Origin of the sequence: Streptomyces sp. NBC_01433, assembly GCF_026340105.1 — a bacterium.
GTDB lineage: Bacteria > Actinomycetota > Actinomycetes > Streptomycetales > Streptomycetaceae > Streptomyces.
Genome location: NZ_JAPEPM010000004.1, coordinates 1 through 26,741 on the forward strand (window position 1 = coordinate 1; position 26,741 = coordinate 26,741).

The 26,741-nt window shown below is 71.5% G+C and carries 24 protein-coding genes and 1 pseudogene; 10 read left to right on the forward strand and 15 right to left on the reverse strand.

The window, feature by feature from the left end; translation table 11 throughout:
- The 3 genes and pseudogenes from OG413_RS39560 to OG413_RS39570 all read left to right on the forward strand — a co-directional run.
- Nucleotides 1-562: pseudogene (locus tag OG413_RS39560) on the forward strand (hypothetical protein); the annotation flags it as partial.
- Nucleotides 563-691: 129 nt separating this feature from the next.
- Nucleotides 692-2,968: a hypothetical protein gene (locus OG413_RS39565; RefSeq protein ID WP_266814319.1), complete on the forward strand. Its 2,277-nt coding sequence runs from the start codon at nucleotides 692-694 to the stop codon at nucleotides 2,966-2,968.
- Between the two features lie 71 nt (nucleotides 2,969-3,039).
- Nucleotides 3,040-4,512, forward strand: coding sequence for a hypothetical protein (locus tag OG413_RS39570; protein ID WP_266814321.1), 1,473 nt, complete (start codon nucleotides 3,040-3,042; stop codon nucleotides 4,510-4,512).
- Here the strand turns inward: OG413_RS39570 and OG413_RS39575 are convergent.
- The 3 genes from OG413_RS39575 to OG413_RS39585 form a co-directional block, all read right to left on the reverse strand.
- Nucleotides 4,500-5,249 (reverse strand): SpoIIE family protein phosphatase, encoded by a 750-nt coding sequence (locus tag OG413_RS39575; protein WP_266814323.1) that lies wholly within the window; start codon nucleotides 5,247-5,249, stop codon nucleotides 4,500-4,502. The two genes, OG413_RS39570 and OG413_RS39575, sit on opposite strands and share 13 nt — an antisense overlap.
- A 223-nt stretch (nucleotides 5,250-5,472) precedes the next feature.
- Nucleotides 5,473-6,054 carry a hypothetical protein gene (locus OG413_RS39580; RefSeq protein WP_266814325.1) on the reverse strand — a complete coding sequence of 194 codons (582 nt, stop codon included), beginning with the start codon at nucleotides 6,052-6,054 and terminating at the stop codon, nucleotides 5,473-5,475.
- Between the two features lie 144 nt (nucleotides 6,055-6,198).
- Nucleotides 6,199-6,498, reverse strand: a complete 300-nt coding sequence (locus tag OG413_RS39585; RefSeq protein ID WP_266814326.1) for a hypothetical protein — start codon at nucleotides 6,496-6,498, stop codon at nucleotides 6,199-6,201.
- Nucleotides 6,499-6,921: 423 nt separating this feature from the next.
- Between OG413_RS39585 and OG413_RS39595 the strand changes: the two genes are divergently transcribed.
- Nucleotides 6,922-7,314, forward strand: a complete 393-nt coding sequence (locus OG413_RS39595; RefSeq protein WP_266814328.1) for a DUF3307 domain-containing protein — start codon at nucleotides 6,922-6,924, stop codon at nucleotides 7,312-7,314.
- A 5-nt stretch (nucleotides 7,315-7,319) separates the two neighbouring features.
- Here the strand turns inward: OG413_RS39595 and OG413_RS39600 are convergent, their stop codons facing one another.
- The 5 genes from OG413_RS39600 to OG413_RS39620 all read right to left on the reverse strand — a co-directional run bounded on the left by OG413_RS39600 (nucleotide 7,320) and on the right by OG413_RS39620 (nucleotide 11,599).
- On the reverse strand, nucleotides 7,320-7,670 hold the full coding sequence (locus tag OG413_RS39600; protein WP_266814329.1) for a hypothetical protein: 351 nt from the start codon (nucleotides 7,668-7,670) through the stop codon (nucleotides 7,320-7,322).
- Between the two features lie 1,072 nt (nucleotides 7,671-8,742).
- Nucleotides 8,743-8,979: a hypothetical protein gene (locus OG413_RS39605; RefSeq protein ID WP_266814975.1), complete on the reverse strand. Its 237-nt coding sequence runs from the start codon at nucleotides 8,977-8,979 to the stop codon at nucleotides 8,743-8,745.
- A gap of 257 nt (nucleotides 8,980-9,236) precedes the next feature.
- Entirely contained in the window at nucleotides 9,237-9,719 is a 483-nt protein-coding gene (locus OG413_RS39610; protein ID WP_266814331.1) for a GntR family transcriptional regulator, read from the reverse strand.
- A 165-nt stretch (nucleotides 9,720-9,884) separates the two neighbouring features.
- The gene (locus OG413_RS39615; protein WP_266814333.1) at nucleotides 9,885-10,958 is read right to left on the reverse strand and encodes an NYN domain-containing protein; all 1,074 of its coding nucleotides are present in this window, start codon (nucleotides 10,956-10,958) and stop codon (nucleotides 9,885-9,887) included.
- Nucleotides 10,959-11,251: 293 nt separating this feature from the next.
- Nucleotides 11,252-11,599, reverse strand: a complete 348-nt coding sequence (locus tag OG413_RS39620) for a hypothetical protein (protein WP_266814334.1) — start codon at nucleotides 11,597-11,599, stop codon at nucleotides 11,252-11,254.
- Nucleotides 11,600-11,784: 185 nt separating this feature from the next.
- Between OG413_RS39620 and OG413_RS39625 the strand changes: the two genes are divergently transcribed.
- The gene (locus tag OG413_RS39625; RefSeq protein ID WP_266814335.1) at nucleotides 11,785-13,101 is read left to right on the forward strand and encodes a hypothetical protein; all 1,317 of its coding nucleotides are present in this window, start codon (nucleotides 11,785-11,787) and stop codon (nucleotides 13,099-13,101) included.
- Between the two features lie 115 nt (nucleotides 13,102-13,216).
- Here OG413_RS39625 and OG413_RS39630 read toward each other — a convergent pair whose 3' ends face one another.
- The gene (locus tag OG413_RS39630) at nucleotides 13,217-14,023 is read right to left on the reverse strand and encodes a hypothetical protein (RefSeq protein WP_266814338.1); all 807 of its coding nucleotides are present in this window, start codon (nucleotides 14,021-14,023) and stop codon (nucleotides 13,217-13,219) included.
- 1,117 nt (nucleotides 14,024-15,140) lie between these two features.
- On the opposite strand from OG413_RS39630, the gene OG413_RS39635 reads away from it, so the two are divergent.
- Nucleotides 15,141-15,617 carry a GntR family transcriptional regulator gene (locus OG413_RS39635; RefSeq protein ID WP_266814340.1) on the forward strand — a complete coding sequence of 159 codons (477 nt, stop codon included), beginning with the start codon at nucleotides 15,141-15,143 and terminating at the stop codon, nucleotides 15,615-15,617.
- A 249-nt stretch (nucleotides 15,618-15,866) separates the two neighbouring features.
- Here the strand turns inward: OG413_RS39635 and OG413_RS39640 are convergent, their stop codons facing one another.
- On the reverse strand, nucleotides 15,867-17,900 hold the full coding sequence (locus OG413_RS39640; protein ID WP_266814342.1) for a hypothetical protein: 2,034 nt from the start codon (nucleotides 17,898-17,900) through the stop codon (nucleotides 15,867-15,869).
- Between the two features lie 234 nt (nucleotides 17,901-18,134).
- Between OG413_RS39640 and OG413_RS39645 the strand changes: the two genes are divergently transcribed.
- Both OG413_RS39645 and OG413_RS39650 read left to right on the forward strand, forming a co-directional pair.
- Nucleotides 18,135-18,671, forward strand: a complete 537-nt coding sequence (locus OG413_RS39645; RefSeq protein ID WP_266814344.1) for a hypothetical protein — start codon at nucleotides 18,135-18,137, stop codon at nucleotides 18,669-18,671.
- A gap of 260 nt (nucleotides 18,672-18,931) precedes the next feature.
- A complete protein-coding gene (locus OG413_RS39650; protein WP_266814346.1) occupies nucleotides 18,932-19,216 on the forward strand; it encodes a hypothetical protein in 285 nt (94 codons plus the stop codon).
- Between the two features lie 257 nt (nucleotides 19,217-19,473).
- Here OG413_RS39650 and OG413_RS39655 read toward each other — a convergent pair whose 3' ends face one another.
- The 4 genes from OG413_RS39655 to OG413_RS39670 form a co-directional block, all read right to left on the reverse strand.
- Nucleotides 19,474-20,262 carry a GltA gene (locus OG413_RS39655; protein WP_266814348.1) on the reverse strand — a complete coding sequence of 263 codons (789 nt, stop codon included), beginning with the start codon at nucleotides 20,260-20,262 and terminating at the stop codon, nucleotides 19,474-19,476.
- Nucleotides 20,263-20,414: 152 nt separating this feature from the next.
- The gene (locus OG413_RS39660) at nucleotides 20,415-21,320 is read right to left on the reverse strand and encodes a M48 family metalloprotease (protein ID WP_266814350.1); all 906 of its coding nucleotides are present in this window, start codon (nucleotides 21,318-21,320) and stop codon (nucleotides 20,415-20,417) included.
- Nucleotides 21,321-21,328: 8 nt separating this feature from the next.
- Nucleotides 21,329-21,478 carry a hypothetical protein gene (locus OG413_RS39665; protein WP_266814352.1) on the reverse strand — a complete coding sequence of 50 codons (150 nt, stop codon included), beginning with the start codon at nucleotides 21,476-21,478 and terminating at the stop codon, nucleotides 21,329-21,331.
- 14 nt (nucleotides 21,479-21,492) lie between these two features.
- Nucleotides 21,493-22,629 (reverse strand): competence protein CoiA family protein, encoded by a 1,137-nt coding sequence (locus tag OG413_RS39670; RefSeq protein ID WP_266814354.1) that lies wholly within the window; start codon nucleotides 22,627-22,629, stop codon nucleotides 21,493-21,495.
- A gap of 255 nt (nucleotides 22,630-22,884) precedes the next feature.
- Here OG413_RS39670 and OG413_RS39675 point away from each other — a divergent pair, with 255 nt between their 5' ends.
- Complete coding sequence (locus OG413_RS39675; protein WP_266814355.1) at nucleotides 22,885-23,811, forward strand: hypothetical protein; 927 nt, start codon at nucleotides 22,885-22,887, stop codon at nucleotides 23,809-23,811.
- Nucleotides 23,812-24,246: 435 nt separating this feature from the next.
- On the forward strand, nucleotides 24,247-26,058 hold the full coding sequence (locus OG413_RS39680) for a hypothetical protein (protein WP_266814357.1): 1,812 nt from the start codon (nucleotides 24,247-24,249) through the stop codon (nucleotides 26,056-26,058).
- A 33-nt stretch (nucleotides 26,059-26,091) separates the two neighbouring features.
- Here OG413_RS39680 and OG413_RS39685 read toward each other — a convergent pair whose 3' ends face one another.
- Nucleotides 26,092-26,634 (reverse strand): hypothetical protein, encoded by a 543-nt coding sequence (locus tag OG413_RS39685; protein WP_266814359.1) that lies wholly within the window; start codon nucleotides 26,632-26,634, stop codon nucleotides 26,092-26,094.
- Nucleotides 26,635-26,741: the final 107 nt, after the last annotated feature.

A 26,741-nucleotide genomic window follows, 5' to 3' on the forward strand; every position in this document is an offset into this window, starting at 1 on the left:
CACGCTGAACGAAATCAGCAACTCCGACTGCCCCTGCCGTAGCCGCAAGAGCGTCTGCGAACACATCGCCGCCCTCATCGAGTGCTACGCCCGGAGCCTGGAACACGAGCCCCTGACCCTGCTCCTGTTGGGCGGGTGCGCCCCCACCGTGTTCTTCGCCCTCGTGGACGATCCCGAACATCCCAGCACACAGCCCTACTACCGGCCCGAGAGGCTCTCGGCGCCCACCATCGACGCCCGGAACCTCTACTACCGGCGGCAGTGGCACACCGCCCCTCCCCTACCGCCCCTGCCCACACCGCCGACCGAGCCGGCGGCGGCCGAGCCGCGGACCGAACTCGGCGATCCCGCCCACCAGCTCCTGGCCCGCGCTGCCGCCGACCGCGCGGCCGACCTGCTGAGCCAGGCATTGCGGCGCCGCCGGAACCCGCTCGTCGACCCCGTCAGGCGGCTGACGCCCGAACAGGACGCAGCCAGGCTCTCGGCCTACCAGAGCCCCGGCTCTTCGCAGTCGTCGGGGGTAGCGGTCGGCATCCACCATGGTGCTTGCGGTGGCAAGTGACGTGGTCAGGCGCTGCGCTGCGGCGGCCCTATGCTCGATGCCCGGTGGGCACGGTCGGCGTGTCCGCAGCACGGGCCGCAGCACGACTTTGACGCAGCGCCGGTGAAGACCCGGATCGAGAGTGACCTGATGACGTCCGCCTCCGACGACCCGTTCGGCCAGCTCACCGAGGAGGCCGAGCTGTTCGATGTGCCGGGCGGTGGCATGGAGGAGATCCTGCCGCCGTTCGAGGCGGGCCTCGTGATGGCCGCCGGGCGTGCGCTGGCGGTCCTGGCCTACCGCGATACGGCCGAATTCGGTGACGAGCCGTTCACCCGCAATGCCCCTGCCGCGGCGGGTACCGTGCTGACGCTGCTGCCGGAGGCGTGCGACCGGATGGACCGCGAATTCCGGGCCGCGGTGGCGCGGGCGCTGTGGGATCTGACCGACGATCTCACCGCTGGCCTCGCGCCGCTGCCGCGATGCGCGGCGGAGGAGTGGGCGCTCGGTCGCATGCTGGAGGCCGCGCCCGCGATGTTCGCCGCCACCGACGAGGAACTGCACGCGCTGGGCGTCGCCGTCCCTGACCATCCCGACGAGTCCGGCTACCAGCCACCGTACTGGGAGGAGGCGTGGCAGCTGATCGTTGAAGGAGCGAAGTACAGCATCCCCGAGGCGCAACCCGCCGTCGGCCCCCAGGAGGACGCGGACGACGGCGATGTTCCTGAGGAGCCGGCAGAAGGCTGGGACGCCCCTCGCTACTGGTTCTCCCCCTACAGCTTCATCCGGCCCCGCGACGTTGAGCGCGGCCACCCCGACTGGGCGCAGCGGCACCTGGACGGCGGGGCACTGGTTGCCCCGGATCCGCTGACGGGTGAGCGGGCCGCCGTGCTGCTGCACCTGGACAGCGTCCACCGTTCGGGCAGCGGGGCGCTGGACGAGGACGAGCAGGACGCGGCTGAGGACGGGCGGGGGTATTTCGGTGACGACAGGGATGGGGTGCTCACTCCGCTGGCGGCCCGGCTGCTGGCCGCCGCCGCCGACCAGGTGGCCGATGCAGGCTGGCACGACCTGTTCCACTACGGCGACCGGGTCTTCGAGCGCCCCGAGGATGAGGACGAGGAGCTGTGGCTCGGCGACGACTCCTTTCTGGGGAGTCTGCCGCCGCTGTGCGACGGCCAGGGCGCGGCGTGGCGGCTCGCGATGGTCGGGGCGGTGGAGAACCTGGCGGACGACCTGCGGGCAGGGCGGGCCCCGAACGCCAGCTGCACCGCCGAGGAGCTCGCGCTGCATCTGATCGTCGGGCAGGCGAAGGAGCTCGTGGATCTCCTCGATGACGAGGACTACGCAGAGGAGTTGGGCCTGCCCGCCGGGGACCGGATCAGCGCCAGGCACCGCGCCTTCGATCTGGTGCTGGAGTACTACCTCCAGGACTTCGACGTGCTGATGCACTACGACAGCGATCTGAGCGAGGTCGTGACCGATCCGGAGCATCCCGCGAACCTGCAGCTCGGCATCGGGGACCTGCGGCCCCGTGCCTGGTTCGCCCCGTTCGGCAACACTCGGCCTCGCCGACCGCGCGCGTTGGAGCCCTGGTTGCTCGACCGGCTGGCCGGCGCCGATCCGGCCGCGTTCTTCGCGAGCACCCCGGCACTGGTCGGCGATCAGGAAACAGCGGCAGGCAAGGTCCCGGCGACCGAGCTTCCCGGCGGACTGCGTGAGGAGTTCGAGACCTTCGTCGGCCTGGCCCAGCGTCGGTTCTTCGACGAGCCGACCGCAATCCATATGGGCGTCACCCTGGAACGTCTGCTCACCCTGTTCTTCTCCACACCCTCCCTCGCGCCGCGTGGCATCTGGCCGCTCAACCCCCGCGCCAGCGCCGTCCACGCCGGCCTGCTGCTGGTCGATCGCGACTTCTGCCTGCGCGGGCTGAACAGCACCTGGCGACTGGGTGCCGACCGCAATGACCGCCAGGCCCGCGGCTGGGCCTGCGAGCTACTTCTGGACTGCGCCAACTACGCCCTGGCCAACTACCACCGCCAGCCCGGCGCGTATCTGCGCGGCACCACGCCTCCCGCACCGCTCGACCCCGGCCTGGCCGGCACGCTCGAGGAACGGCTCACGATCCTCTCCCGCGACATGACGACCGCCGGAACCCTGCACCATCGCATGACGCACCTGGGCCTGGGCTCGCTCCGGCTCGCCCAGGCGGCGATCCTGCCCGAACCCATGATCGCCGCTTGGCTCGCCGGGGCCCCCGCCTCCCCGTCCCAGCTCATCCGCTGCGCCCCCGCTCTGCAGATGTCCGAGGACACCCTCCTCGACACGGTCGAAGGCAAGCGGGACCGCCGCCACTGGCCCCTGCCCGAACCCGCACCCGACCGGCTCGGACACCCCGCTCCCGAGCCGCCCGCAGAACAGCCCTGACGACGACACGCCCCGGGCCGCCGCGGCGTGGCAACCGTGCTGCCCCCTTGACCGATAGGAGTCTTTCGGCGATGACCCAGCACGTACCCATGTCCCGGACCGGGCTGGCCGCCACCGCGTTCGGGGTTCCCCCCACGGAGCTGGTGACCGCGGTGTGCGCGTTCCGCAGCCGCCCGGTGCCTGGCCCCGGCCTCGCGGCGCAGCTGGTGGACCGGACGTTCACCGCGCTGGACCAGGTGCCGCTCGATGTCCGTTTCTACGTCCATGACCTCCAGGACACGGCCGAGAAGTGGCCGGCCCTGCCGATCACGCTGCCGCCGACACCGTGGCAGGCCGCCACCCTCGTCGATGACCTGGCCGCGCTGGTCACCGGCCTGTCGGCGGCCGAACTGCACGATGCCGCCGAAGGGATGGCCCTCACCCGCGGCGAAGTCTGCCTGGCCTACCAGGAACCCGTCCTCGCCCGGGGCTGGGCGGACGACGATGATCCACTGCCCGATGCCGCGACCCCGCCACGAAGCCGTCGCGCCCGGGAAGCCGAACTGCTCCGGATGTTCGACCACGTGGCCCCGCACGACTGGGACCCCGAGCAGACCGGCGCAGTCCGCAAGGCCCTCCTGGTCCGTCTCGCCGGACTCGGCGACGCTCTGCTGCGCGTCTCCGCGCTTCCGCCCGCCCCCCTGGACTGGCAGGCAGGCGGCGGCCGGCTCACCGCACGGATGCCGGTGCCCGGCGCACCCCATCCCCTGGAGGCCCGGGTGGCCGCTGAACCCGTCGACCCACACCCCTTCACCTCGTGGGACGATCCGGTCTGGGGCTCCACCGAGAGAGCCGCCTCCCGCGAGTGCTGGCGGTGGAGCGTGGGCTGGCGTTCTGCCAATGGCGCATTCCACACCGACGTTCGAAGTACCGAGGTGAGTCCGGCCGCGGCGCGGTTCGGCGCGGAGCAGACCCTCGCCGCCTACGCCGCGAAGGCACAAACCGTGCGCCAACTACTGCGCTACCGCCTGCTGGTGCCCCGGCAGCCCGACACGCTGGCCATGAGCGACCCCGCCGCCCTGGTGCTGGGACTGCGGTCGCTGCTGGAGGCGGTCTGCGCCGAGTACCGCACCGAGGCGAACCACCTGAGGTCCGCGACCGGGTGGCGGGTGGTGCCGCACCAGGACGAGAACAAGGAACACGGCCTGGTCGCGATCCTCCTCGACGACTGCTCCCTGCCCTGCCCCGAGCTCGGCGACCCGGCCAACACCGCCGACCCGGCCGACGGCGCGTTCGAGGACTTCCTGCGCTCCCACGCCGTGATCCTCACCCCGCCTGCCCGCGCCTATCTGGCCGGGCTCTCTCAGGCCGGGCCCGGCGAACTCCCGCTACGCCGACGCCACGAGGCAGCGATACGCGCGGTGTTCGCCGTCAGCGGTGAGACGGCCGACCTGCTGGCCGCCGACACGGGTCCCCTGCCCGACCACATGGCCTGGATCGACCTGCTGGACGTCGCGGCGCTGGAGGACTTCCTCGTTGCCACGGAGCCCGATCAGACCCCGTGACTGCCCGGGCCGGGCGAGACCGGCGCGGCCGCCATGGCGATGACCGTGGCATCGTCGCGGTAGCCCTCTTCGTCGGTTTCCGTGGCGGCGGCCAGGGCGTCGGCCAGGGCCTGTGGATCCGCCGCGTGCGTGCGGCACAGCGCCTCCATCCGTGCATGGCCCACCTGGTCCGAGACACCGTCGGTCACGATCAGGACCAGGCGGACGTGTTCCGGAATCTGCGCCTCGCGGCACATGGCCGCTCCCGCCTGAGCGAGACCGGTCCGCGACCAGTTGTCGTGGTGCTCCGCGAGCTCCACGGCCGCACCGTTGCGGCGCAGGTACTCGCCCATGGTCTGGTCGGTGCTCCACTGGGTGAGCACGTTGCCGTCCCAGCCGTAGGCGCGGCAGTCACCGATCCAGTGGATCGCGGTGGGCTGGCCCGGCTCCATGCGGGCATAGACAGCGGAGGCATGCGGCGGGACGTCGTAGGCGTGGGCCATCTGCCCGGCGGTGGTCAGCGCGGCCAGCCCGCCCATGACCATGCCGATGTGGGTGATCACCGGCGGCGTCACCTGGGCGTAGCGGACGACCGCTTCGTCGTGGCCCGCGCCGTCGACGACGGCCGCGCACACCCGGCGCCCGCGCCGCTGCACGTCGTACCCATCGGCGCACGGCGGCTCGGTGCCCGGCCGCCGCGCCACCCCCACCATGATCGTCTCCGCGTCCATCGCGCAGTCCGTACTCGTCTCGGCCATCGCCTTCTCCTTCGTGTCAGTCGACCGGGCCTGACCGGCCCGCCCTATACCGGGCAGAAGAAGAACTGCGCCAAAGAGTCCACAAGAATGCGAATTTGAGGCTGCTGGGGCAGGAGTGGCGACAGGACGCGGCGGAAGGGGACGGCGCCGGAGTATGGAGTTCGACTGACCCGCATGTCCTCCCCGCAGCGGCAGAGATCACAACGGGCGGGGGAAGTCGCCCTCAGACATGGGTCGCTGCGCCCATGTCGCTCTCGCCTCCGGCCAGCCGGTAGACGATCAGATGCGTCGTCTCGCCGCCGCGCGCGTCCTCGATGACGCTGTACCTCTGGTCGGCGAGGTAGCGGGTGAGACGGTCCAGGCCCGCACGGTGGTGCGCACGGTCCGCGGCCGTGTACGTCCCGGCGCTGCCTTCCCTCTTCGCCTGGCCCACCGCGTAGTGGACGCGGACGCACAACTCGGCGCCGTCGACCCACTCGTCGTCATCCCGCCACACCGACTCCTCCCAGCAGAAGTCGGGGCCCGATCGCCAGATGGTGCCGCCGGGTTCGTGGGCGAACCCGCCGGCCCGCAGCACCGGCATGATCTTCCATGCGCTCCACCCGTGGCTCGACGGGTCCGGCACGTACGGACCGGGGCGTCGGGCGGGCGGCTTCGAGCAGGCCGGGCACAGATGGCCGTCGTCGTCTGAGCCCTCGGTCCAGCCGGCCGTCTCCAGCCGCTGTTCGGCTTGCTCGGCCGAGCGGACGGTGAGCTCGGTGGTCGTGGGGCACCGGCGGCAGGCCACCTTGGCGATGAGGTCCATGCCGTCATTGTGTCCGCGGCCAAGGCGCGCCACAGGAGGATCAGGAAGAACTCGCCTCTGCTGTAGGGGCGAGGCGTTCGTCGTAGGGTGAGGTGCACGAGGGTCTGGGTTGGCTGGACGGCAGCGGCCCGGCCAACCGGAGGCCTACTCGGACTCGCCGCCGATGAGCGGGATCTGCATGTGAGCCTGCGTGACGCTGATGCCGACCTTCTTCAGACGGTCAGCGGCCCACGCCACGGCGTCCTCCAGGTGCGGCGCCTCCACCGTGCAGGGGAAGATCACGTTCTCCCTGCCGCCTCTGGTCTCCCACCCGATCTCGCCACTGGCGAGATCGTCGCAGCGGTCGAACGCGTCGGACTGCTCCTCAGTCGGCTGCTCCTCGGGGAAGAGCACGAACGTCCACTCGGGGTCACTTGCAACTGTTGTGTCGGCGGGTGAACTCATTGACCTTCCTCGCTTCTGTGCCGGTGTTCTTGGGAGTACACCAGACTTTCAAATCGTCATTGCACGGACAGCAGATGACGTAACCCCACCTGTGGCCATTTTGGTCTCGCTTCACCTTCAGACCAGCGGCCTCGGCCTTCCTTAACGCCGCCTCGATGTCCGACTTGGGGTGCCTGTCGCCCTTCAAGCGCTCTCCTCCGGGTGTCGTTCGGGCTGCACCGTAGCGACTACGACGCCCTCCCGCACCGCTTTCCCCCGTTTTCCACCCCATCCGTCACTCCTGTCCCGGAAACGCGAAGTAGCTCTGTCGAACGCGCTCTTCGTGATCCACCGCGAACAACCACGGGCCCGCGCGCCCAGGGCCGAGAAGCCCGGCGCACGGGCCCTTCGCCTGTCTCCACCCGACCAGGAGGTCAACTCGTCATGTTCGCAACCCTGTTCATCCTGTTGTACGCAGCACATTTGGTATCCGACTACGCACTTCAAACGGACACGCAAGCTGAGCACAAGGCGCTGCGGAGCGCGGCCGGCTGGCGGGCCCTGCTGTCCCACGCCGGGACGCACGTCGTCGCGTCGGCGGTCGCGCTCGGCGCCGGGGCGGTCCTGCTCGACCTGCCGCTGACGCTGCCCGTCGCAGGTGGCGTGCTCGCCTGGGTGGGCCTGTCACACGGATTCGTGGACCGGCGTTGGCCGGTTCAGTGGTGGATGGAGCACACGGGCAGCACGGACTTCTTCCAGAAGGGCGGGGCGCCGCTCGTGGATCAGACGGCGCACGTCACGGCGCTGCTGCTCGCCGCTCTGGTGGCCGCCGCGTGATTCGGTCAGCCGATACGCGCGGCCCGGTAGGTGGTCATCAGGTCGGCGACGTGGCCGTTGGTGAAGCCGTCCGCCTCCTCCAGCGCGGCGAGCGGCAGCGGGTCATCCGGGGCGTACCCGAGGGCAGGCCGCCCGGCGATGTGCCCGCACAGGGCTTCCAGGTGCTCCAGGAGGGCCGCGCGGCGCTGCTGCTCGCTGGTCATGCCGTGCCACCACTCCCACCGTTCCAAGGCGTCGTCCGGCCGGGCGGGCAGGGTGCGGCGCAGCGCGTCAGCCCGGTCGGCGAGCGCGTTCCACACGGGCAGGCGCAGCGCGGTGATCAGGCTGTCCGGTCCGGTCTCGACGGTGGCGGTCATGCCGTTCACGGTCGCACCCGGCACTGACAACGTGCGGCACCCCGGGCGGCGAGTGGGCCGTCCGGGGTGCCGGAGTGTCGGTCGGGTCAGCCGGTTCCGCCGAGCATGCCGCCGCTCGTTCCGCCGCCGTTGGCGCCGGGCGGGCTGGACGGCGGCGGGGTGGACCCGCCGCTGTCCGGCGGGGTCGGATCGGTGCACACCGATCTTTGCTCGACGGACAGGACGTGGGGCCGTCCTGCGCGGAGCGCATCTGTCATCCTGGTGGCAGCCGGGCAGTTCCGGCCTTCTGCCCCGCGTGCGCGGGGGTGGCGTCACCAGGGTGAACCGCACCGCCCACCGTGCGGGCCTGGACGCATACCCCGTCCCCTCGCAGCCCAGGAAGGCCGCCCCGTGCCCGAAGAGACCGCCCCGCCCAGCTCGCCCAGTTTCCTCGACCAGACCCTGGCCGCGCTCGCCGGGGCATACCGGCCATGAGGACCACCTCGACCGGACCTCCCCGGACAGCCCCGTCCTGTACCGGGAGGTCCGCGCCCACGCGCCCCTTCTCGTCCCCCGGAAGGTCGCGGTGGACGGGATCGGGCACGTCGAGTGGGAGATGATCAACTCCCGGGCGGAGATGGTGTTCCCTGCCGCGTTCGCCGTGGCGGTCGCAGACCAGCACGATCCGCGGTTCGCCGCCGCCATCCTCTCGACCGTGGCCATGCCCTCGTGTACGCCCGCCTGGGCCACCGCGCGCGGTGGCCCAGGCGGAGCAGGCCGCAGACGAGGTCCGGTGGGAGAGCGAGCGTCCGGCGGGGGTCAGCCTGCGCAAGTGGCTCAGGGACAAGAGGGCGCAGCGGGACGCGACAACGTAAGCCCCGGGGCGCAGCCGCGACGATGAGCCTGGCCGATCAGCTCACCGTCCGAGGCTCGCCTGAGCACGCACCGCGCATCGTGGCCGGGCTCATCACCAGCTCAAGATCCGCGAGCGCCGATCTCGTCGATCCGGGCGGTGCGGCCGTTCGTGCGAATCCGGGCAGGGAACGACGGCGAGCGCGCAGAGCGGCGGGGAATCACCACCGTGCCGGGCACCTCAGTCCGCCGCCGGGCGGTTACCCAGTCGGCTGAACGGCGGGGTCCTCGAAGGAGCCGGCGCGGTGCCGAAAATGGAGCCCTGCTGTCCGGCATCCTGCAGACGGCCGGGAATGCTCGAACGGGAGAAGATCTGCTCCTGCAAGCGGTCCATGCGGTCGGCTTCATCGCGGGCCAGGGCGGGTATGTCGCCGCGTTCGGCAATGAGGCGACTGTAGATCGGGGTTTCCGGAAACACGGCGGATTCGGCCTTCATGCTGGGCACCCTACGGCGCAGCAACGACAGCGCGCGGAGCCGGACAGAATGCTTTACCCCGGTGGGAGCCCGTCGTTGCAACACAAGCGGCACGTCCGGGCCCGTCTACGGGGTGCTGTGTCTGGCTGGTGGGGCCTCGTTGCTTGGAGCAGCAGGAGGGTACCTGCTTGTAGCAGCGCAGGTACGACCCTTTGACATCCGGCCAGTGCTGGTGCAGCGAGCGCAGGGCGCCGAACTGGTCAAAGACGGTGTGGTCCGAGGAGGTTGCCTCCCTCGGCGTACACCTTCCGGCATGCCGGGCAGGTAGTTGTCGCCGGGTCCGTGGTGCGGCCGGAACCATCCGCGGAATCGGTGCTCATCCCGCACAGCGAATTGGCTTCGGCAGGCCGCTCGACGTTCCACTCTTGGTAGGCCGGGCGGTGCAGGTGCACGAGTGGGCGGAAGCCACGCACCGGCCGGGCCCGCCGGCGGAAGCGAGACGGGCGGGTGGGCACGAACCTGACGAAGTAGTATCCGTCCCCTTCCAGCGGAAAGGCCAAAACTCCCTGCTGGAACAGGCACTCCACGGCGGCGCGGGCAGACGACTCATCCGTCCCGTGCCGAGCTCGGAGTTCCTCAATGCGCGGCAGCGGTGTGCCAGGAGGGAACTCCTCTTGGCGAATCGCCCTGTAGAGCTCTTTGACAATGCGCTCGCCTTCGACGAGGTAGCGGCGGCGTGGCATCACTGGCTCCTTCGTGAGATACGTCAACTAAAGCTGGGGGCCCATTCGTTGCCCCTGATGCTGAACTCGTCGTTCTTCTCGATGTACCCGCACGTGAGATCGGCTGTATCCGGACGCGGAGTGACATCAGGGATGATCGCCGGAACTGCTGCGGCAGGCCGTCTTTCAGGGCGTCGGCGTGGACAGTGCTTCGGTCGACTGCTCGATGCCGCTCCAGAACCCCGTGCGCAGTTGCACCCGGTGGCCGTCGCTGATGTCCAGTGCGTCATTGGCGATGGTGCCGAACCGCGCTGCGTAGCGCAGGAGTTCGCTGTCGAGGGAGCGTGGGATCCGAGGATGCGCCTGGTCCAGCCTGTCCAGGAGGTCGGCGGCCTGATCGTGCGGGAGCCGTTCTACCCAGCGAGCGGCGAAAATCTTCCCCACCTCATGGGGCTCGCCGCCCACTGAGAGGTCCTGCTCACGGTCCACCCATACCTGCCGGGAGGTGGTGAGGCTTTCCAGGAGCGGGATTCCGTCGTCGGGGTCGACCCAACCGGAATCCGAGGACCAGCGCAGGGCCACAGCGGGCGCGGATCGTGCCAGGTCTCCCGGAGTGGGGGCACGGACGGGTGCCAGGAGGGGGGCCTGGGGTGCGGCGCTGGGCGCGGACGGGTCGGGGGCGGCCTGCACGGGAACTTCCGGCGGAGTCGGCTCGGTGGCGGTGATGGCCTGGGTGAGCCAGGCGCGGTCCAGCAGCTGCCGCTCGTCCGCTTCGGCGACTAGGTCCTCGGACTGGTTGTAGGCCCCGTCGGCGGCCTGCACGGCCCACAGGTGCATGGCCACACCGTGTTCCTTGGCCTTCATCACTCCGGGCAGGAGGTCACCGTCGCCCGTGATCAGCACGATGTCGCTTGCCGCCTTGAGCCGCGCGAGCTCGGTGAGCTGCGCGTGTATGGCGGCGTCGACACCCTTCTGCTGGACGCGACCGCCGACGCGGGTGAGCATTCCCAGGCGCACCGTGACCCGGGGCATCACCCGCAGGCGCCGGTGCTCGGGCTGGGGTACCCGGTCCGGTGCCCCGTCGAACCAGTAGATCCGCAGCAGCGGCTGCTCGGTCTCGGTCTGCGCGCGTTCGCGGATCTGCTGGATCAGCCCTGCGTGGTCGACGGACAGACGCGAGCGCGCGGCGTCGCCCCTGAGCAGCGTCGCCGCCGCGCCCAGAAGGTATCCGGCGTCCACCAGGACGATGCAGCGGTCCACGAAACTTCCCCCTCGGCCTCATTCGACCGCCAGTCCATCACAACCGCCGTAGGGCGCCCTCCGGTTTTGCGGCACCGCTTGACACCGTGGGGCGGGGCGTTGGCCTGCCGCCCTTCTCTCCCCCGCGCGCGGCCCGGGGTGCCTAGCTTCCCGGGCCGCGCTGACGCGGCCATGGCCCTGTGGTCGGACACCGAGCAGCTCCTCGCCGCCGATGCCCGTCCGCTCGACCCCACCCCCGGCGTTACGGTGTTTCGCCCCCGCCATCGGCCCGCCTGCTCGGGGGCGCGGCAGCGTCAGGCCTCGTTGTCCTCGGCAGGTACGGCCTGTCGGTGGTCGTCGCTCCAGCGGCCCTCGCCCCACAAGCCCCGGTGCAGCACCTCGCCGCGCAGGACATGCCCCGGTGATTCGCCGCACTGGACCCATCCGCCGCTGTCCGGATCAGCGTCGAAGAACATCGCCGAGCACAGTTCGTCAACCAGTTCAGGGGTGGGTCCGTACAGGCCCAGCCCGGCCAGCAGGTCGTCGGCGAGCCGTTCCGCTTCCGCCTCACCGAGTTCAGCCGCAGCCGTGATCAGTTCCACGAGCTGCCCGTACCTCCCCGGCGGAGTGATCGTCGGAAGAAGCGTCTTTGACGGGATCATCAAGTCCTCCAGCACCAAATTGAGTGAACCTCTTACTCTCCAGGCCCGGCAGAGGACAGTTCCGACAATAAATCTTGGCAGCAGCCCAGTGATGTGCGTCACAACTATGAAAGTCCGGCCCGGGCACGGCATGACCGAGGAGTGCCCCGGCAACAGGGCCGGCGGAGAACACCTAGCATCGGTCCGTGAACCGGATCGCCCCACGGGACCTGAAGCCGACGCTCCGCCCGACGCAGGACGGCCTCACGGTGCGGTGCCCCCTGTGCGGCGAGCTGGACGGCGCCCACCGCTTCGAGCCCCTTGCCCGCCGCACGTTCGAAGAGCACTGCGACGAGGAGCACGGTGCGCCGACTCCGCTGGAGGCGGCGCTGGCCGCGGTGCCGCTGGTGAGGACGAGAGCCGGTCAGTGGACGGCTGAGACGACGGCGGGCACGTACACGGTGCGGCAGACCGGAGAAGGGTTCACCGTGGAACTGCCTGGGGGCGCACACCTGCGGGGCACGTTCGGCTCGCGGCCCGAGGCACAGATCTGCATCGCCCGGGCGGCGGGACTGATCACTACAGGACAGGCGGAGGCCGCCCGCCTGTCTGCGCGTTCCCCCGCCCGGGCCCGGCGGGACGTGGTGTCGGTTCTCAACACCCGTATGCACCAAGCCAAGGAGCACGCCGCCGCACGGGGCATGCCCCAGGACGCCCCCTGGTCGGTGACCGTCGGCCAGCCCGAGGTGAACGAGTTCGGCGGAGCCGAGAAGGTCCGCTCCGCAGCACGGGCCGCAGCACGGCAACTCGGTATCAGGGTCCACACCTTCGCCACAGACTCCGATGACCGCTCCCCGGAGCAGTTGGTGGTGATCGGCAACCTGGGCGCCCCCTTCCGCCCCCGCCCCGAACCTCAAGCAGACCCCCGGTGGCCCGCATTCGCTCCCGCCCGCGATGCCGAGGCAGGCACCGGATGTGTCTGCCGTCGCGGGCCCTGCCTCAGCGCCGGACTGGACGCGGCCGCCGGGGAGGAGTGGCCGGTCGTGGACTGGCTGTCGCTCACCCCCGCCACCGACCTCCGTACGCTGCCGGCCGAGCTCCGCTCACGTGATCCCGGGGCGCTCCTCGCCGGGAGCCGTTCGCACCCTGGGTCTGATGACCGTGTTGACCTGTCGCCCTTCCAGGACGGGGCGGCGCTGGGCCCGCTCGGCGATGTCCAGGTTTACGCGAGCAACCCGCACGGCTACTACAAAGGCATGTCCCATGGCGTCGGCTGTTCCTGGGCGCCGGAAGTGGACGCCCAGCACGAGATCCTCACGCTCGCCGAGTTCCTGCCCCTGCTGCCCGTGGCTGAGCCGCAGTTCGGGCCGGGATTCGACACCGTGGCCGAGCTCTGGGAGCAGATCCTGTTCAAGGACCGCTCCGGCGAGCGCTGGTGTGCCTCGTGCGGCGGGTTCGCGGTCCGCCGGCTCACGCCTGAGCAGTGCACGTACTACCGACGCTGCCACAAGTCGGCTCGATGACCGGCGGTGGCCACCGCGGGCGTGGTGCTCACGGCCGCCACCATCACCGGGCGAGTCCTGCCGTCGGCCGGTCTCGGCACGTTGGTCCGCCTGTTGCGCTGAGAGGCACTGCCGGTCAGAGGGCCGGCTCCTTCTGGCCCGGGATCGCGGGACCGCCGAAGAGCTGCTGGGCCAGGGCGTCCGGGTCGATCTGGGTGGCCTGACCGGGAGCAGCGGCCTGGTCGCCCTTGCCGAGGCGCAGCACGAGGGCGAACTTGTCGTCCTTGGTGTCCGCCAGCGGGGCGAGGTTCACCGACATCTCGTTGAGGGCGCCGTTCCTGATGGCGAAGTCGGCGGTGATCTTCTTGTTCGGGGCGTCCTTGAGGTCCTTTCCGGTCGGCAGCCTGGCGCCCTGGGGGAGGTCTGCGGCCAGCGGGCGGAGTTCGTCGACGAGTCCGGTGAGCAGAGTCCGGAAGGGGGCCGTGGCGGTGATGTGGTCGGCGCCGTCCTTGGTTCCGGTGTCCTTGAGCTGGACCTCGCGGCCAACCAGCTGCTGCAGCCCCTTGATGACCACCTTCTGCCGGGCGCGGTCACCGGGGTCCGCAGAGGAAGTCTCCTTGCCGGAGGGGTTCTTGGTGAGGCTGTCGGCCGGCATCTTGACCCAGCCGCCGCCCAAGACCTGCTTGAGGTCGGTCGCGGCGGGGGGCAGGTCCGCGGCGGAGGGGAGCTGGCTGCCGGATGCCTTCTCCAGCGACTTCACACCGGCTCGCAGGTAGGCCCAGTCGCCGACCTGTCGGTACTCCAGCAGGTCACCGTCCGGGCCGGAGACCTTCATCGCCATGCCGGTGATGTCGGTCTCGGAGGAGTCCTGGAGCGGCTTCTTCGACTGCACGGAAACGGCTATGCGGGCGCCGGCGAGGAGCTCGGCGACCTGCTCGGGCATCTCTTCGCCCGGCGCGGCCTCGGAATCCAGCGTCTTCAGGGTGGCGGCGTCGGTGTTCAGCCCGAGCTCGAACGAGAGGGAGGTCTGCTGGCCCAGCTTGTCGACGGCCTTGTCGAGCTTCTGCGCGGCGGTGAGATTCTCTGCTGTGCCGCAGGCGACGGCGCCCGCCAGGACGGCGGCAGCGACGGCGAGGGTCTTGCGTGTGGCGGAAATGGCTGTCTCCGAAGGGTCGGGCGCGGCAGTACGCCGCTGGTGATGCGGTCCTTGTCACCCTGCACGGCTGGGACGGCCGGCTGGCTGGGGCCGCGGGTGCTGTCCCGCTCTGCGGGCTGCGTTCTGGTGGCCCCTCCCGTGGTGCGAGGCCGGAACAGAGGGCGGCGGGTAGAGGCCCCGGCAGTGGGGGGTGTTGGGCTCGGCGGCGGGCACCGGGCGCGCGTCGTACGCCGTCGCCGGGGTCAGGCCTGCTTGCTGTCCCGGACGCGAAGGCTCCCGGCGGCCGCCCGCCGCAGGGTCCTGACTGCGCGGCGCAGGCGGCTGGGGCGTACCGCGCGCGCGGCGCGGCGCCGACGGCGGTGCTCTGCGGACGCAGCTCTGACTAGGCGCTGGTTCTCGGCCTTGCGCAGACGCTCCTGTATCTCCGCTTGGACAGCTTCCGGGGTGTGGTGGATCAAGGGAGGCTTTCCGCTCGGGCCCGGCGGGGAGCCGTCGGGCAACGTGGTCCTGTCCGTCACCGGAAGTGTGGGCGGCCTCAGCAGCTCGTTTGCGGCGATGAGGAGTTCTGTCCCGCTTGGCGGGAGAAGCGGTGCGAGCGGTGTACTTCCGGTTGCGCAGGACGGACCGGCAGCTCCAGCGTTCTTGCTCCGGCTGGCTGTTCACGCTCGTTCCTGGGATAGGTCAGGTTCTCCTGAGGAAGCCGAGCACGATCGGCGCCGACCGGTCCCGCGTGGAGGGACGCAGACCGAACTCGGCGTCCACCAGCGCGGCACGCCTACCCCGGGCGGACGGATAACGGCGGCGGGGCGCGGTACACAGTGAGCCAGCCCCTCCCGCTCGCACCTGGGTGGAGGGGCATTCCGGGCGGGCGCGTTGCGACCGCGCGATCGACAGGAGGGTTCACGTGGTCACGGACATCCGGATTTCGGCGTATCTGAAGGTCGCCGCGGCGATACGGCACAGGATCAGCCTGGGCGAGTTCGAGGTGGGATCGAAGCTGCCGACCCAGAAGAGCTTCGCCCGGCAGTACCGCGTATCCGACACGGTCGTGCGCTCCGCGATGGACGTCCTGACGCAGGAGGGGCGGGTGCGGCCCGACGCGTACAGCGCGGCTCTGTATGTGTCCGAGGAAGGGCCGGATGTCGCGCAGTCCGAGCTTGCGCAGGCCTTTCGGCGGCTGGAGGTCGTCGAGGTGCAGCTCGCGCAGCTCCTCAACGGCTCTTCTCCGGCCGCTCCCACGGTTCAAGGGCAGGGTGTCGGTGTTGGGGCGTGGCTGGAGCGTTCCGTGTCGCGCGGCGTGGCCGTGCTGCGCGGGACGGGTGGTGTGCTCGCGCGGCTGGGTTTTCGCGGCGGCCGGGTGCACGGCAGCCGTGCCGCATAGCCGACGGGAGGTTCCGGTCGCGGCGCAGGCGCTCCCTGGCGCGGACATGGTCGGCGAGGCGCCGGCGCCGGCGCCGATCGAGCGATTCCGGGCCGCGCGGGGCCCTCATGCCAGGCCTCTGGTGTTCCTCTGGGACGAGGCGTGGTCGCTCCACCAGAACGCTGGCTGTCCCAACTCCGTGCTGATCGCCCTGTTGCAGCAGGGGCGGAGGCCCGGGTGACCGGCACGGCGCCTGGGGAGCACAGGCCCTCAGGAGGTTGCGCTCCCGGTGGGACCTTCTGCTGGGGGTGTGTCGCGCAGCCGGTAGACGGTGCGGGTGTCGGGGCGTAGCGGGAGGTCGGGGCGTACGCGGGTGCGGGGGCGGAAGACGGAGCCGCGGGTGTAGGTCTCGCCCTCGATGGCGCCGTCCTTGTAGACCGGGCCGACGAGTCTGTCGTTCTCGTCCCGGATGCCGATGCGTGTTCTTTCTGTCCATTTGGCTCGTCGCCAGGTGCCGTATTCCAGGCCCGTCCCGGGGGCGCTCGCCGTGTCGGCTTCGGGGCGGGGTTCGGCGGGGGGCGGGGTGTAGTCGAGGATGTTCATGCGGTGCAGTGCTCCGGCGCGGGCGTCCGGGTGCTTGGCCAGGCGCTTGAGGGCCTTCGTCGAGCCGGGCTTTCCGCGCTCCTGAGCAGGTGGTGCCGGTGGTTTGCGCCACTTGGCGAAGGCGAGTTGGGCGGCGTAGGAGTACAGCAGGCGGCCTGCGCCGTGGGCCCCGTATGCGGCGGGCTGCAGATACCACTGGCGGCCGCGCTGGGCGTGGACGGCCGTCATCAGGATGAGGCCGAGGGTGGTGTCGATCGTGTGGTCCGGGTGCGCGGCCAGGACGCCGCCCAGGACGGCGTGGCTGGATTGCGGGATCTGGTCCCCGCCGAGCAGCGCATCGAGTCCCTCGTCGTCGGCATGGACGGCGGCCAGTGGCACCGGCTCGTGCAGGACCATCGTCCAGGGTCCGGGCAGCCGCAGGGCGGCCCGGTTGTTCGCGCTGAGGGCAGCAGTGGTGGCTACGTCCAGGGCGAGGTATTCGGGGATGAAGTGGGTGTGATCCACGGCCAGGTAGGCCGCGGTGGTCGTCACGGCGGCCAGCGCGTGCGTGGACCTGCTCTGCGGGCTGATCCGGCGGTCGGGAGTGAACGCCCTGGGGGCGACCAGGCCCCAGCGCAGGGCGCTGACGTCCGTCGAGTGAAGGTCGGTCAGGTCCTCAGTGAGCCGGTGGGGTGTGACGCGGGCGTAGGCGCCGTCCCAGGTCCAGTCCTCGGTGCGGGTGCGCAGCATCAGGGCTGCCACGTCCAGACCGGGATCTGCCGATGCCCGGCCGGGGATGTGCATCGGCTCTTGCTGGTCGGCCGGGAGATCTTCCCAGTGCAGGCCATGCTCCTGGGCGAGGACTTGCGCGGCGCCGCTGTCGTTCATCACCCGGGAGCGGAACTGCTTCAGCGCGGTGGTGAAGTCGAAGTCCGTGGCGGGCGCGGTGCCCTGGCTGGCGGGTCCGAACCAGAAGCGCTGCCAGGCGGGTCCGCCGACGACCAAGCCCTCGTCGGGTGCCGCCGGGGGGCGCCCGAGGCGGGGAGCGGGCAGCGCCGAGGCGGTGATGCTCTCCAGGGCGGCGGGCCCCCGCTCCGGGACCGTGTTCATGTGCCGGCGCATGGCGTCGGCGGCCCAGGGCGCGAACGCGTCCAGAAGGTGAGGATTCATCTCGCGGGCAAAGCCCAGGACCAGCTCGCCGCGGTCCTCGCCGTCCGCGGCCAGTGCATGGTCTTCCGCGACCATCACGCTGTCGTGGGGCCAGCCGTCGAGCGGCCGGACCGCAATCCGCCGGTCGCGCGGAACGGCTCCGGCCTTGTCGAGTGCCTCGCGGGCCACGGTGCTGCACGGTCCGTCGGCGAAGACTCTCTGCAGTGCGGCGTCGCTGTGGGCGGCGACCGCGATGAGCAGGCGGCTCTTCTCCGCCGTCACCGCGAGATGGATAGCGGGGTTGTCGACCACGGGGTGGTGGGCAGCCTGGACGCTGTGCCATCCGCCGAAGGGGGCCACGCGCGCTGCTCCGTCGCTGCCGACGGCCGCGTTGTCGTAGTCGAGGTAGGCGGTCTTCACCGACGCCTCGGCGGCTTCCTCGGGCGTCTGGCAGGTGGGGCACACCAGCCCGTGGCCCCGGCCCTGGCGCCAGTCGGCGTTCCATCCGCCGTCGCCTTCGGTGTGGGGATCTCCGCAGCGCAGACATCGTGCAGGACTGGTCTTCAGGGACATAACGCCATCCTGCCCGACGCGATGACCGCCCCGGGCCGAATCTGACGTACCCGCAGAGGGCCATCAAGTGCGCGGAGTTGACATCGGCCGCCTGGGGTTCGCTCCGAGCGCGGAGCCGGCCCTGCCGTCTGCGGTCGCAGCTGCCCTGCGGAGAGCCAACGCCGCTGTTCACGGCCGACACCCACGGTGCGGCTGGCCTACCATCGACGAACCACAAGGGAGGGGCGAGCAAGCATGGATCACACGGCACACGCGCCCGTGGCCGTCGTCGGCAGCGCGCCGGCCGCGCAGCCGTGGCGTCGCAGGATCCGGCGGGTTGCGGCGGTGCCCGTCCTCGCCGCGGGTGTACTCGTGGCGGTGGTGGTAGCTGCCGACTGGGCGTTGAGCGGGAGCGCCGCTTTCCGGGGGTGGCTGTTCAGCCCGTGGGCCGGTCTGGTGGCCGTTGCCGTCGTGGTGCGTGGGCATCGCCTCGTCCGACGCGCGTGCACCGCTGTCGGCCGTCCGTTGCCCGGGCTGCTGCGGCACGGCGCCTACCCCGAAGAGCTGGAGGCGGCGCGCGTCGGGGAAGAGCAGGATGTGGCCGAGCTCGATCGTGCTCTGCACGTCCGCATGTTCGCCGTGATCGACCTCTACCCGCGCTCTGCGGCCGCCGAGCTCATCGCGGCGCTGCGCCGTGCCGTTGACAGCACCGAGCCGCTGCCCACCGAGCTGCGCGCCGCTCTGGACGACCTGGCCGACGGTTCCCGCCGCTGGCACGACACCCTGGCCTGACAGGGCCCCACGCGGCGTGCGGGTCAGGCCGTTGAGCGGTCCGCTCTCCCGGCGATCTGACAGAATCCGGGCCGACGTGTACGGATGAGGAGAAGGCGATGGCCACCCCTGGGAACGATCTGATCAGCATGCGCAACTTCTGTCAGGATCCGGCCAACCACGCGCCGCGACCAGCGCCTCCTGCCCGGCCGGTACAAGCTGGCCCCTCGGATACTGCGGCCCCGTCCGTCTTCGACCCGGAGACCGGGAAGACACGCGTCATGAGCGGCAAGTGCACTACGTGCATCGGGCGCCGCAGCAACCCTGCCGGGCTCAGCGATGAGCGGCGCCGTGAACTTCTCGGGCTGCGGCCGGACGGGTCGTACGACGAGGGGTGGACCGTCTGCCACTCGACGCTGCCCGACAACCCGGAGAACACCGCTGACCTGCCGCCCTCAGTGTGCGCGTGGATCGCCCAGCACCCCCAGGCCGCCGCAAGGTCCCTGGTCATGCGCATCGGAGCGTCCCAGGGATTCGACTACATCGACCCACAGCCGAAGCACTGACTCACGACCGGGCGCCGGCCATGCTCCGACGCCCGGTGCGAGTCGATCAGGGCCGGGGCCGAATCGGGTGCCCGTGGGCCGGCCGGCTGCCACGCTGAGCCCCATGGACTCCGTCGACGTCGCCCTGGACAGCGTCTGGCCCGCCGAGCTGCGTGCCGACCGGCGACCGGTCACTTCCGAAGACGCGCTCTTAGTCCGCGCGTTGCTTACCGACGGGCAGGTCCGGGCCTACCTGGGTGGCCCCGCTGGTTCGGTGGTCAACTGGCGAGCGGTGGGGCCTTCGGGTGGCCCGGACCTTCGCGGAGGACCTCGGCCGGGGGGCGGTAGGCCCAGTCGGTTCGGTGCAGGGCTTGTGCCTGGTCCGCCAGCACCTTGCGGGCGATCCGGCGTTCCCCGGCCGGGCGGAACAGGGTCGCCTGGCCGGGGTGCTGGCGGTAGAGCTCGCCCGGCTGCTCCTGCATCCAGCCGGCGGACACCGCTTCCGCGTTGAGGCTGAGGGCGACGTCCTGGCCATAGGGCAGGGCGGGCCAGGCGCCCAGTGCGCGGGCCAGTTCGGTGTAAAGGGTGATCGTGGTCCCCATGACCGGAAGTCGCTCGGCGAGCAGCCCGTCGAGCAGTGTGCGCGGCGGAAGGAGACCGGGAGCGGGGTCGTAGGGGCCCAGGGCGGTGGAGCCGTCCGCGCGGAGATCCAAGCAGGGTGAGACGACCCAGGCGATGGTCGGATTGTCGATCAGGGTGTGGATGTCGCGTGCCAGGGTGAGCGGGTCGGGAAGCAGGTCGTCGGCGTCGAGCTGACGCAGCAGCACTCCCCTGGCCCGGGCCAGGGCGAGAGTCCGTGCCCGTGCGGCACCGCCGGGGCGTCCGGTGCCGGTGGAGATCCACGGCTCGTCCGGCAGGTGTTTCAGGTCGACGGGGCCATCGGCCTGCACCAGCCACTGCAAGGACCAGCCGGCAGGCAGCCTTTGACCGGCGAGGCAGTGGTAGGTCTCGTCGACGAATCCAGCGGCGGCGGGATGGACGGGCGTGATGACGCTGATCACCGGCATGAGCGGGCCCTTCTGTGTCGATCGTGCCGGGCAGTGTGCGCAGCCTTCCTCGGCCGTGGACGGCGCGTACTGCGCAGCTCCCGCCGTCCGGGAAGGGTGGGCCGACGCCTTGTGTTCCTGGGCCGTCGCACGGGATCGGCCGGGCGTCACGCTCAGGCGGCGAGGGGCCGGATCCTGTCGTGGGTATCGGGCAGCGCGGCGAGGGGGTGGGGCTTAGGGGCGGCGGGTGCGCTGAGGTGCTGGGCCCACCAGATGCGCAGCCGGACCGGGGGATGGGTGGAGGCCGAACGTAGGCTGTGCCACAGGCGCGTGGGCCGCGGGAGAGTGCGCAGCAGCTCGGTGTTGCGCCTCCACAGGAGGATCACGGAGTCGCGGCCGCAGGCACGTGCCGCGCGTGCGTCGCAGGCGAGCTCGCTGCGCCACGACCACCCGATGTACAGCAGCCGGAGTGCTGCTGCGGTCAGGACGGCGACGGGCAGGGGAAGCCACGCGGTCGCCATGACCACCAGGAGCACCCCGACGGCCTGGAGTACGGTCGCGCGCTGGTTGTCACGGCGCAGGATGTGGCCGAGTTCGTGCTCAAGGACGACTGGCAGGTGGACGGTCTCCTCGGGCCCGAACCAGTTGCTGCCCAGCCACAAGTGACTCCGGCGCCCGTCGCTGATGGAGGCGGCGTCGTTTCCATCGCCGTCGGGGTGCCAGCCGTCGGTGAACGCGATACTCAGGCGCTGCAGGCGGTATTGGCGGGCCACGGCGCGCAGGTGCTGCTCGGCATGGCTCATCCGCTGTACGAACTCGCGGTAGAGGGGGCTGGGATCGTGTGGGGGGTGGGAGCGCAGGAGGCTGTTCCAGGTGTGGTGCTGGGCCCGGAAGCCGTCGGCCACCTGGACGCGGCGGTCACGAACGCAGTGCAGTGTCCAGGCCCAGCTTGCGATCACGGCCAGGGGGATGGCGTGGAGACCTAGATCCGGCCCGCTTCCCCACCGCGTGAGGACGGCGGTCGTCAGCACCCAGCAGACGACGAAGTGGCTCCAGAACCGGTCCCGTATCCAGCTCATCGTCTGCATCACCGCTCTGCGCGGTCGGGCAGCGCCCTGCGCTGCGTGAAGGGCCGGTGCCCGCGGCGGGCGGCGCGCAGTTCGCCGGGCCCCCGCGGCGCGGGGGCGTGCGGAACGGGCGCGGCGGGCGCACTGAGCCGGATCAGTGTGGTGTGCATGGAAACTCCCAGGTTCAGGCGGCGTGCGGCCAGGACGCGGCGGGGGCGTCGTGTGCGGGCGTGTCGGGGATCGGCTGCGGACGTTGGGGGGTGCACGGCCGGTCGAGGCAGTCCATCCAGCCGTCGCCGGTGCGGATCGAGACATGCGCGCCGTAGGAGGCCAGGACGTCGGCGAGGCGACCGCCGCACACCGCGCAGCGCGGCCGGACGGTGCGCGGCGCGACGGCGGGGCGTGGCCGGGGGGCCGGTCCGATGGACGAGAGCGGGGCGGTGTCCGGGCTGCTGGCCGCCTGCGCGGCCAGACGGCGGCGCTGCTGCTCTTCGGCACTCCTGCGGTCGTCGGCCTCGCGACGCGCCCTGCGGCGTTCGTCGGCAAGGCGGCGCATGAGGCTCTCCGGCAGAATCAACCCCGCGGCACTCAGGCCGAGTTCGGCCAAGTCGACGGTCTCCTCGTGGAGATCATCTCCTGGGCACGGCGGGTGGTGCAGGGCGTAGACGGCCGGGTCCTCGCTCTCCCACCAGCGGCCGGAGCGTGTGTGGGGCCGGCCCCACACGACGCGGACCGCGCGGTCGGACAGGTCGAGGAAGCACACCGGGGTCTGCTCGGCGAGCAGGACGTGGGGCAGTGCCGTGCCCGGGCGCATGAACCAGAGGTCGCGGATGCCGGCTTCGGCGTAGTCCCGATGGCGGTGCTGCCACAACTGGTCGGTGATCAGGCCGCTCTGGGCCTCCAGAGCGATCCGGTTTTTGTCGGCGAGCTGGACATCGACGTCGGCGCGGCGCTCGCGGCCAGGGGTCCACTGTTCCTGACGGACCTGGACGACGCCCGGCAGTGAGCGCGCCCACCGTTCGAGCTGGGCCTTGGCCTCCAGGTGCCAGAGGGTCTCGGGGCGGTGGCCGCCGGGCGGGGCCATGTGCGGCGGATGTGCGAAGTGGTGGCGCCGGGCACCGCCGATCTTCCCTTTCGGAATCAGCGGAACGTGTGTGCCGGGCACCGTCCCGTCCAGGCCGTGGAAGCACGCCGCGCACACCAGGCTCTCTCGGTGGCGGTAGCCCAGCGTGCGCCACTGGTCCATCGGGCGGTCCTCGATGTGGACTTCCCGCCCGGTGTCCAGGTCGAGCCCGACCACCAGCAGATCGTCCGCTGCCATGCGCTGCCCCCGGTTGTCCTCAAGCCCGCTCGGTGCTGGCAGTTTTCGGCACCCGGGTACTGGTGAACGCCGTGAGGACCCGGCGTCCCGCCCGGCGGACCGCGTACGCGGAGCACCTTCTGTCGCGTTCCGCCGGGCGGGATGCGGAGCGCCATCGGGGACAGGTGGGGCGGGATGTGCCACAGGCTGCGGGGGCGAGGGGCCGCCCTCGTCGTCCAGGCCGTAGGGCCAGGTGCCCGTAGGAGGTCAGCCCCGGTGAGCCGTACGATCCCCGTTCTTCTCTCGCTCTTGGCGACGATGACGCTGCTGGTCGCCGCGCTGAGCACGCTGAGAGCGTGCGCGCGGTCGTCCTCAACGTATGAGGGGCGCGAGGCCTGGCAGCGTGCCGTGGCCCACTGGGTGGGCGCGGTCCTCGTGACCGTGGTCACCGTGGTCGTCCAGGCGCGGCTGCCCGACGCGGACGGTGGTGCGGACCGGCAGTCGTCGGTGTCCATACCATGGCGGGCCATCGGGCTCGTGGTCGGCGGACTCGCCGCCGCCGTGGTGGTCGGGGTCGTCCTCGCGGTGAGTGTCCGTGCGTGGCGCCGCCGGCAGGCCCGCCACAGGAAGGCTCAGCAGGCTGAGAGAGCGGTGCAGGAGCGCATCGAGTCCGTTGTGGCACGGCACGATGCGGTGCTTGAGGAGTTCGGTGAGCATCTCGTGGACTTCCTGTCGGCGCTGGAGTGTCCCGCGCTGAACGATCCGTCCATCAGTGAGACCGAGCGGTTCGACCGGGCGAGGATCGACACCGACGATGCCCGCATCGCCGTGCGCCACGGCGCGGGCGAGGATCTGGCTGCTGCGTACCACGCGGCGGTGGCCGAGCTGGAGGTGTCCTGGCGTATCGCCCGCGCTCACGCGCGGCGCCTGGGCACGTCGTATCTCGAGCCCGAGGTTTCCCGCCGTCTGGCGAAGGCCGCGGACCTGATGGCTGTCGTGCGCGGGGGCGACACCGAGCACGAGAGGGCCCTGGCCTACCAGCGGGTCCGCCAGCTGGTCGGCACCTCGGTACGCGTGCCGCAGCTCGCCAAGGTGGCCGTCGAGTGCTTGGTCCGCCCCGCCTTGAAGGCAGGTGGCCTGGACGCTCTGGTGCGCGCCAACCGGGCGATGGCCATCGAGCCGTTGGAGATGGGCCCGGTGTGACCGGCTCAGCCTCACCGGCAGGACCTGCAAGTTCACGAGCGGCGAAGAAAACGGGGCACCCGCATCCGGACACGTTCTCCATATTCGGCCGCGCGGCGGGCATCGGTGCGTACGCTGGAGGAAGCCGTCCCAGTGGATGCCCCCGTACCGCTGGGACGGCTTTGCCGTAGCGGCAGCCTTCGCCGGTAGGGGCTGTAGGCCGGGCTGCGCCGCGTCCGTACCGTCCAGTTCGCGCGCGCCCGACTGGCCCGGGCCGGCTGCGCCTGCGTTGCCGACGCAGCCAGTACCCGGGTTCGCCCGTCTTCTCCCCCAGACCCCCTGGGTGCCGGCGATCGCGTCACGCGGTGCGATTGCTGCCCTGTATCGTCGTGGCGGCGTATGTCGCTCCTGCGGCTGCGCCCTTTCGCCTCTGCTGCCGGACACGAGGGCTGATCCATGACCCGGTCCCTTTCGGCGATCTCCGCCCAGGGCTTCTCTGCTCTGGGCATTCAGCTGCCCGCGCTCGCCGCGATCCGCATCGCCTTGACCGGCGGAGGCAGCGGGAAGTACCACGTCCCCCACTCCGATCTGCGCCGCTACTCCTACGACGGCTGCCGCTACGCCCGGCCCGCGGCAGACGCGGCCACCTATCCCTTGTTCGAGGTCTTCGGCGAGATCTGCAAGAAGTGCTCCGTCACCCTGCCCGGCGCGCCGGATGCCCTGTGGCGGGCCGCCGCGTTCACCGCCGAGAAGGCGGCGGCCCTGCAGCGCGCCTGCGGGGACCGGGCGGCGCGCACCTGGCTCGGCTACGCCCGCTACACCGCCCAGCAACAGCCCCGTGACGAGGAGCAGTTCGAGGCCTGGCTCAAGCAGGCGCGTACCGACCGCAAGCTCGCCAAGGACGCCCGGACGCTGGCCGCGGCCCGCAAGGAACTGGCCGCCGGGTTCGCCGAGTTCCTGACCGGGTACGCGGCCGACTGCCCGGAGGTGGACGCCTACAACGGCGCCCGCGATGCGGTGCGCCGCACGGCCGGCAGCCAGGAGCGGCGGGTGCTGGACGAGGTGACGGCCGCGGTCGCGGGGAAGTCCGCCCGGCGCGCACGGCAGTACGAGTTGGAGCCGGAGGTCGAGGTGTGGCAGCTGGTGAGCGGGGTGTGGCTGGCGGCCCGTTCGCGCGGCCTGGACGCCGCCCGGACCGCCGAGCTGGTGCAGGACACTGTGTCCCGGGAGCTGGCCGGGGCGCGCGTCGTGGACGTGGCCCGTCTCCCGGCGCCGCAGACCGAGGGCGGCGGGTACGACAGCCCCTCGGCCTGGGCGGATGCCGAGCTGGCGGTGTGGTGGCCGCGCGCGGTCGCCGAGGCGTGTGCGCGGATGGAGACGGAGTTCGAGGCCGACTCGGCCCACACAGGGCCGCGGCTGCTACTCGTCCACGACTGGCCGCTCACCAACACCCGGGACACGCCCGTCGCCTATCTCGCCGCCTCCCCGGTGATCGGCCCGCTGGTGCCCTTCGGCTACCGGCGCACCGGCTACTTCAGCGGGGCCGGGGATGCCGCCGGGCCGTCCTACTCAGCGGTCATCGCCGCGCCCGGGCACATCGTCGCCAAGCTGGAGAGGGAGCAGGCCGCAGTCCAGGACCGGCACAACCCGCCCCGGTTCGTGGCCGCCGGGCCCGTCACCGGCCGCCGCCGAACCGATACGGCGGCAGCTCTCACGCTGCTGCGCACCGCCTTCCCCGTGCTGCCCACGGACGCCGACAGCGCCCCGGACGCCGTGCCGGAGCCGGTCGAGGAGCAGCGCCGCGCCCGCGCCGCGTCGAGCTACCGGCATGAGCCCGGCGACGACGGCGAGCGGGCCTCGCGGATCGCGTCCTCCCTCGCCGACGGCCACGGCTGCTGGATCCCGGGCGGGAGCGAGCAGACCGCGTTCCTCAAGGAACTTCGGCGCTGGCTGCGCTGGCAGGTTCTGCGCCTGGACATGTGGTGCGGGCCCACGGACGGTGACGGGGTGTGGGCGAGCCTGTACGGCAGTCTCGACGAGGTCGGTGACGGGATGCTGGCGCTCAAGCCAGGCGGAGAGCACCACGCGGTCCGGATTCCGCTGAGCCGGGTGGTAGCGCTGGCCGGTGCGCCCCGCTGGGACCAGAACCACCCCTACCGGGATGCTCCGTTGTGGACGCCGTACGAGCCGGCTTCCGCTGGCGGCACGGCGGCCGTTGCCGTACCGCAGCGCCATATCCGCGTCCTGCCCGGTGCCGGGACGGAGTAGTCGAGGGCCGCGCCTGACGCTGTGCGGGGTGGTTCAGCCGTCCCGGACCTGGTGGCCGCCGTCCACGGGATCGGAGTCGGCACGGATCTGGTCGCGCCACGGTGCGGGCCACTGGGTGGCGGAATTCCAGCGCAGTCCGCCGAGGTAGAGGTATGTGAGGTCCGCTGTTCTCAGGTCGGCGCCCCGCACGTCGTTGCAGGCGTGCTCGAGGAGTACCTCTGCCTGTATGAGGTCGTCGGTCAGGTGGGTGAGCGTGCGCCGGGCAGCGCGGGGCGTTGCGGCGGCCAGGTGCCCGGCGGTGCGGCGGGCGGCGCGCAGGGCGTCGGTGAGCTGCTGTGCACCGGCAGGCATGTGGTCGGCGTACAGCTGGGGCGCAAGGGTGAGGTCGAGAACAGCCAGCAGCGAGTGCGGGCGGCCCCGGGCGCTGTGGGCTGTGGTGCGGGCTTCGGTGAGCTGCTGGGCGAGCCACAGCAGGTGCGCGCGAGACTGCAGGCGGACGGCCGGGTCCCAGGAGGCGATCGTGCGGGCAGCCGTCGTGAGGGGGCGCCGCCACGGCATCCACCGGGCCGTATCCACCCTGCCCCCCCCTTTGTTCGCCGTGCACCGCTTGTTCGCCGTGCACCGCATCTGGGCTGCACTCTATGGCCCGCGCGCGGGCGGCGGCCCAGCCGCGGTGGGGGACG